6 protein-coding genes are annotated in these 7,025 nt (G+C 63.6%); 3 read left to right on the forward strand and 3 right to left on the reverse strand.

All coding sequences use genetic code 11. From position 1 onward, the window contains the following. Positions 1-158: 158 nt before the first annotated feature. A complete protein-coding gene (locus ACLQI9_RS13435; protein WP_442383753.1) occupies positions 159-665 on the forward strand; it encodes a SixA phosphatase family protein in 507 nt (168 codons plus the stop codon). Positions 666-684: 19 nt separating this feature from the next. Here the strand turns inward: ACLQI9_RS13435 and ACLQI9_RS13440 are convergent, their stop codons facing one another. The 3 genes from ACLQI9_RS13440 to ACLQI9_RS13450 all read right to left on the reverse strand — a co-directional run bounded on the left by ACLQI9_RS13440 (position 685) and on the right by ACLQI9_RS13450 (position 2,978). Next, positions 685-1,143: a hypothetical protein gene (locus ACLQI9_RS13440; protein ID WP_442383755.1), complete on the reverse strand. Its 459-nt coding sequence runs from the start codon at positions 1,141-1,143 to the stop codon at positions 685-687. A gap of 732 nt (positions 1,144-1,875) precedes the next feature. After that, complete coding sequence (locus ACLQI9_RS13445; RefSeq protein ID WP_442383757.1) at positions 1,876-2,421, reverse strand: DUF3558 domain-containing protein; 546 nt, start codon at positions 2,419-2,421, stop codon at positions 1,876-1,878. Between the two features lie 8 nt (positions 2,422-2,429). After that, complete coding sequence (locus tag ACLQI9_RS13450; protein ID WP_442383771.1) at positions 2,430-2,978, reverse strand: DUF3558 domain-containing protein; 549 nt, start codon at positions 2,976-2,978, stop codon at positions 2,430-2,432. Positions 2,979-3,150: 172 nt separating this feature from the next. On the opposite strand from ACLQI9_RS13450, the gene ACLQI9_RS13455 reads away from it, so the two are divergent. Both ACLQI9_RS13455 and ACLQI9_RS13460 read left to right on the forward strand, forming a co-directional pair. Continuing rightward, positions 3,151-4,905, forward strand: coding sequence for an ABC transporter ATP-binding protein (locus ACLQI9_RS13455; protein ID WP_442391760.1), 1,755 nt, complete (start codon positions 3,151-3,153; stop codon positions 4,903-4,905). Continuing rightward, positions 4,902-6,809, forward strand: a complete 1,908-nt coding sequence (locus ACLQI9_RS13460; protein ID WP_442391761.1) for an ABC transporter ATP-binding protein — start codon at positions 4,902-4,904, stop codon at positions 6,807-6,809. Before ACLQI9_RS13455 ends, ACLQI9_RS13460 begins: the two co-directional genes overlap by 4 nt. Positions 6,810-7,025: the final 216 nt, after the last annotated feature.

A 7,025-nucleotide genomic window follows, 5' to 3' on the forward strand; every position in this document is an offset into this window, starting at 1 on the left:
GCCCACGCGGGCACCAGCAAACCAGGCCACCAATCAGTTGTCGCGGGCATCCGGCACATGAGGCAACGAATACCGTCGCGGGCATATTGACATGAGGCAACAGGGGCACCCGTTGTGCCCGCCTCGCAGCGAATATCGCTGCCGGTAACCTCGACCGGGTGAGCCACCAAGACCGCACTCTGGTGTTGCTGCGACATGCGAAGTCGGCATATCCGGAAGGGGTCCCAGACCACGACCGACCGCTTGCACCCCGAGGGCAGCGAGAAGCGGGACTGGCCGGTGACTGGCTGCGGGCTAACCTGCCTGCTATTGACGCGGTGCTCTGCTCGACGGCGACCCGGGCCCGTGAAACCTTGGCGCACACCGCCATCGACGCGCCGGTTCGCTATGTCGACCGGCTGTACGACGCCAGCCCCGGGACTGTGATCGACGAGATCAATCACGTCGGCGACGACGTGGCCGTCTTGCTGCTCGTCGCACACGAGCCGACGATGACCCAGGTAGCGTTGGGCTTGGCGGGGACCGACAGCTCCAATACAGCTGGTGCCGAGCGTATCTCGACAAAGTTCCCGACCTCGGCGATGGCGGTGCTACGACTCACCCGCAGCTGGAGCGACCTCGAACTCGGATCCGCCGAGCTAGTCGACTTTCACGTACCGCGCTAAGTCGGCAGTCGGCAAGGCGCTAGTTTTTCTTGCAGATCTCGACCGTTGCTTTGATCTTGTCGTCGAGGCTTTGCCGTAATTCATCCTGAGTGAACTCCGCCGCGCCGGCGAGATAGCCGATGGCGAGATCCTCGAGGTCGCTGGCCAGGCCGTTGACTGATTTCGCTAGGTCGGCTGGAGTCGCGGGTTCTTGGCTGACCTTGTCTCGTAGGTACGCGCCGCCGCCATAGAACGCAAATCGCTGGGCAGTCGCCACCGAAAGGGCGCCGATCGGCCCGCCGTTGTCCGGGTTCTTCAGCTTAGAGTTCCGGACTACCGCCCGGTCGACCTTCATGAACGTGTCGCAAATGTCCTTTTTCGCGTCTTTGGTTTGTTGGTTGCTATACGTGCCCGAGCCCGCCGCGCCCTTGTGTGGGTAGTAGAACCACCCCGCGACGGCAAGGCCGGTGGAGATGAGGGCAAGCACCAGGGCCGCCACTGTGGCCCACCGCGATAACCTCGACGCACGTGAGGCTGAAGCAGGTTCCCTGGCATGCGACACCGGCCCGGACTCGGTGACCTGCCCTGCGGCGTCGGACTCGGGCAAAGGTTCAGCAGCGTGCGCTCCGGAGGTTGGCTCCGTGAAAGGCGTTTCAGACATTCGACGATGGTAGCGTTCACACGTCGTCGTCCACGGCGGGGGACGGTATCCAACGAGACCGCCGTGCGGCTGCTGAAACGAGGCCGGTTTCGACGACGGCTACCAATCCACCGGGCGAAAAACCCACCGCAACTCCCCGGGCGACAACATTGCGCTGCTCATCAGCGGCTCGATCCCGTTCCAGAAAACTGTCGTATTGAAACATCTCTTTCAAGGCAAAAACTACTCACCGGTAGCTTTTTAGAACGCGTTCCACCACCTTCAATAAGTAGCCGACCTCTAGTAAATCACGATAACTCCCTGTTCAAGCACGGTAAAGAGTGAGTTCTATAATTTGCTGGATTCACAGGAAGTGCGACAGCTTCTAGTGGTTTGTCTCACACCCCTTAGACGGCTAATCGGCTTGTCCAAGAGTTGCCCCTGAACGCGATAGAGCGGTCGGAAAACCAGGACTGGACTCCCACGAAATGCCGGATTCCGGCAAAGCCCTACGGGATACCTGACAGCCAGTCCGGAATTTGTAACGTCTGCGACGGCGTGGCTTCGGCGCGGAGGGCCACCCGATGGGAACTAGGAGTTCGTCGAGAGCGTCAGCTCCATGAGCTTGATCGCCTGCGCGCAGGCGTCGATACCGGGCGCCTGCGGGTTGACCCACCACCCGACGACGCCCGCGGCGTCGCTGGCGACACCGCACGAGCCGTTGGGGTCGTTCGGCCGCATCACGATCGACGTCACACCGGAGATCGTTCGGTTCTCGATGTGATACTTCAGGTTCTCGGCAACCTTGCGCTCGTTGTCGAGGCTGCCTTGTTCAAACCAGAACCGGGTGATATCGATCAGGCCGCCCGGGTTCTGCGCCTGCCAACGGCATATCGCGCCGACGAACGTACTCTGAATGTCTTGAGGATCGGCGCCTACCGTCTTGGCCAGGACGTCGGTGGTGAGCACCTCACATTCCTTTTGCAGGTTCGGGTACTGCTGCTCGGAGTTGTTATTGCGCGGTTCGTCACCCATGCCGGCCTTTTGCGCGGTGCCGGCCACCGACTTTGTGCAGCCGGTCAATACGGACACCGCAGTGGCCACGACGGCCACACCGACCAGGATGCGATGACGCACGGTGGCACTCATTTCGAGTTCGCGATCGACTCGCGCGCCAGTTCTTTGGCGATATTGCACGCATCGGGGAACGGCTTCTGACTGAAGTTCACCGACCATTCGATGAAGTCGTCGGCGAACTGGATCCCGACCTCGCAAAGCGAGTCTCCCAACGCCGGATCATTTCCGACGGCAACGAAGCCGCCATGGCCGTTGATGTTGATGTCCTCCACGCTCGACCGCGACAACTCCTCGGTCTTGCGTTCACGGCCGATCGGGCTGCCGCGATACCAGGAGAAGGAGAAATGCGGACCGAGAATGCCGCCGCCCGCCAGCCACTGGCAGCCCACGGAATTCTTGGCGGTGTTGACCAGCCCAGTCACCTGCGTCAACTTCGTCACCGTCTCGTCGCTGACGCCGCCGCACTGCGGGAAGAAGGGACCGTGATGCCCCTGCCCGGCCGCCGGCGCGGACGACTCGGTCGACTGGGATTGGTCAGAGCCGGAATGGGAGCACCCGGCCACCACCGGAACCAAGGTCGCCGCCGCCAGGGCCAGCACCGCCACGTTACGCCACACGGCTACGCGCACCTACTGCTGATCACACGATGCACTGTAGCGGCAGCACCTTGGCACAACCATTGCACACGCGGTGACCTGTACTTTCTTATCCACCAGCGGGCCTCGTCGCAGCGGGAACTGTCCGGCGATCGTCACGACTCGACGGCTGGCGGTATGCAACAGTTACCGAATGCTCCTGGCACTGCTGCGCCAGCACGTCCGGCCGTATCGACGGCTGGTGGCGACGGTGATGACGCTGCAGTTGGTGAGCACCCTGGCTTCGCTGTACCTGCCGACGGTCAATGCCACGATCATCGACGACGGCATCGCCAAGGGAGACACCGCCACGATCGTCCGGCTCGGCGGGGTGATGTTCGCGGTCACCGCGCTGCAGGTGGTCTGCTCGGTCGGCGCGGTCTACTTCGGCTCCCGCACCGGGATGGGGTTCGGCCGCGATCTCCGCTCGGCGATGTTCCATCAAGTCACCACGTTCTCCGAGCATGAGACCGCCCGGTTTGGCGCGCCGTCACTGCTGGTCCGCACCACAAATGACGTCCGCCAGATCCAATTCCTGGTGCAGATGACCTGCACGGTGCTGGTCACCGCTCCGATCATGTGTGTCGGCGGAATCTTCATGGCCATCCACCAGGACGCCGGACTGTCCTGGCTGCTGGTGATCAGCGTGCCGGTGTTGGTCGTGGCCAATTACTGGATCCTCGGGCATACGCTGCCGATCTTCCGCAGCATGCAGCGGTTGATCGACAACATCAACCGCGTGATGCGCGAGCAGTTGTCCGGTGTGCGGGTGATCCGGGCGTTCGCCCGCGAACCCTTCGAGCGCCAACGGTTCGCCGAGGCCAACGTCGCGCTGTCGAACACCGCGCTGAGCGCGGGCAATTGGCAGGCGTTGATGCTGCCGGTAACCACCTTGACCATCAACTTCTCCAGCGTCGCGCTGATCTGGTTCGGCGGCTTGCGCATCGACAGCGGTCGGATGCAAGTCGGATCCCTGATCGCGTTTCTCGTTTACTTCACGCAGATTCTGATGGCGGTGTTGATGGCAACGATGACCTTGATGGTGTTGCCGCGGGCCTCGGTGTGCGCGGAACGGATCAACGAGGTGTTGTCGCTGACTCCGGCCGTCAGGAGTCCGGAGAATCCGGTGCGTCCGACCAAAGATCTGCGAGGCGTGGTCCGGCTCGACGGCGCGACATTCCGCTATCCCGGCGCAGATCGCGCTGTGCTGCAGGATGTTTCGCTGACGGCACTGCCGGGCACCACCACCGCTATCGTCGGCAGCACCGGGTCGGGGAAGTCCACGTTGCTGTCGCTGATTTGCCGGCTGTACGACGTGACATCCGGAGCCGTCCTGGTCGACGGCGTCGACGTGCGTAACCAGGACGTCGAAGAGCTGTGGTCGGGCATCGGGTTGGTGCCTCAGCGCGGCTACCTGTTCGCCGGGACTGTCGCCGACAACCTGCGTATCGGCGCCGCCCCCGGACAGGTAGTAACCGAGGAAGAGATGTGGGACGCGCTGCGGGTGGCGGCTGCCGACGAATTCGTGCGCGAACACGATGACGGGCTGCAGATGCGGGTGGCCCAGGGCGGCATCAATTTCTCCGGCGGGCAGCGGCAGCGGCTGGCGATCGCGCGGGCGGTGATCCGCCGCCCGGCGATCTACTTGTTCGACGACTCGTTTTCCGCACTCGACGTGCACACCGATGCGCGGGTCCGCGCTTCGCTGGCCGAGATCGCCGCCGACGCGACCGTGATCGTTGTCGCGCAACGAATCTCGACCGTCATCGAAGCCGACCGGGTGATTGTCGTCGACGACGGGCGCGTGGTCGGTGCAGGCACGCACGAATCGCTGCTGGCGGAGTGTCCCACCTATCAGGAGTTCGCCGAATCGCAGTCGATGGACTCTCACGTGGGAGGGCAGCGGTGACCGCGACGACGGGCACGATGCCACGCGCGCCCGAGTACCCAAGTCAGCGGTCCCGCGACTTCAGGGGGTCTGCCGTTCGGCTGGTGAAGCGCTTGGCGCCGCAACGGCGAACGGCTGTCGCGGTGATGGTCTTGGGCATCGCCGGAACGGCAATCGGCGTCGTCGTTCCGCGGATCCTCGGCCATGCCACCGATCTGCTGTTCAGTGGCGTGATGGGCCGACAGCTGCCCGCCGGCATCACCAAGGATCAGGCCATCGCGGCCGCGCGGGCCCGCGGCAACAACACCTTTGCCGACCTGCTGTCCGGGATGAATGTGGTCCCGGGCCGAGGTGTTGACTTCGGGGCGGTTGCCCGAACTTTGGCCTTGGCGCTGGTGATGTATCTGGTTGCAGCGCTGCTGGTTTGGGCGCAGGCACGGCTGCTGAACGTCACGGTGCGGCGCACACTGCAGGCGCTGCGCGCCGAGGTCGAGGAGAAGCTGCACCGGCTGCCGCTGGCCTACTTCGATTCCCGGCAACGCGGCGAGGTGCTCAGCCGAGTCACCAACGACATCGACAACCTCCAGACGTCGCTGGCGATGACGATCACCCAACTGCTGTCAGCGGTCCTGACGGTGGTGACGGTGTTGGCGATGATGCTGACCATCTCGCCGCTGCTGACCGGGATCACCTTGCTGACGGTGCCGCTGGCGCTGGTGGCGACGCGGGCGATTACTCAACGCTCACAGCGACTGTTCGTCGCCCAGTGGACCAACACCGGCCGGCTCAACGCTCAGATCGAGGAAACCTACAGCGGTTTTACCGTGGTCAGAACGTTCGGACAGCTCGCTGCGGCCGAAGACGAGTTCCGTCGCCTCAACGACGATGTGTACCAAGCCAGTTTCGGCGCGCAGTTCATCTCCGGTCTGGTGTCGCCGGCGACGGCGTTCATCGGCAACCTCAGCTACGCCGCGGTGGCGGTGGTGGGTGGAGTGCAGGTGGCGACCGGACAGATCACCGTGGGCAGCATCCAGGCGTTCATCCAGTACGTCCGCCAGTTCAACGCACCGATGAACCAGGTGGCATCGATGTACAACACCTTGCAGTCCGGGGTGGCCAGTGCCGAGCGGGTTTTCGACGTGCTCGACGAACCTGAAGAATCGCCGGACCGCGAACCACTCCTGCCCTCACCCAACGGTGAGGGGCCGACGGGGCGGGTGGAATTCGACCATGTGAGCTTCGGCTATCGCCCCGGCACCCCGGTGATCGACGATGTCTCCTTCACTGCCGAACCGGGCAGCACGGTGGCGATCGTCGGACCGACCGGCGTCGGCAAGACCACGCTGGTGAACCTGCTGATGCGCTTCTACGACGTCGACTCCGGCCGGATCCTGATCGACGGCGTCGACATCGCGACGATCAGCCGGCACTCGCTCCGATCCCGCATCGGCATGGTGCTGCAAGACACGTGGCTCTTCGGCGGGACGATCGCGGAGAACATCGCCTATGGACGACCCGACGCCAGCGACGACGACGTGATCGCAGCCGCGAAGGCCGCTTACGTCGACCGGTTCGTGCACACGCTGCCGGACGGATACCAGACACGGGTGAACGACGCCGGTAGCAACATCAGCGCCGGGGAAAGGCAGTTGATCACCATCGCACGAGCATTTCTTGCCCGGCCGCAGCTGTTGATCCTCGACGAGGCGACCAGCTCGGTGGATACCCGTACCGAGTTGCTGATAGCGAAGGCAACCCACGAGCTTCGTCGTGATAGGACGAGTTTCCTTGTCGCGCATCGTCTTTCGACGATCCGGGACGCCGATGTCATCCTGGTGATGGAGGCGGGCAAGATCGTCGAGCAGGGCAACAACAGCCAGCTGCTGGCTCGGCGAGGCGCCTATTGGGAGATGGCCCGGTTTTAGGCCGCTGTTGCTGCGCTGCCGACACCGGCCAGCGGATGAAGCCATCAAGAATTCATCGATGCCTGCAGCGGTCATCTGACCGGGCCCGCCTGGCATCGCATTCATGGCTGGTTCGGTGCGCGGTTGTGGGTGGATGCTGCGGTTTCCGTGCGGCGAGTTTGCCGAGGACTTACCGTCATGGGTGACACGGTCAGGTGTTGCAGGCGACGGGTTTGC

The organism is Mycobacterium sp., from assembly GCF_052143115.1.
Classification (GTDB): domain Bacteria; phylum Actinomycetota; class Actinomycetes; order Mycobacteriales; family Mycobacteriaceae; genus Mycobacterium.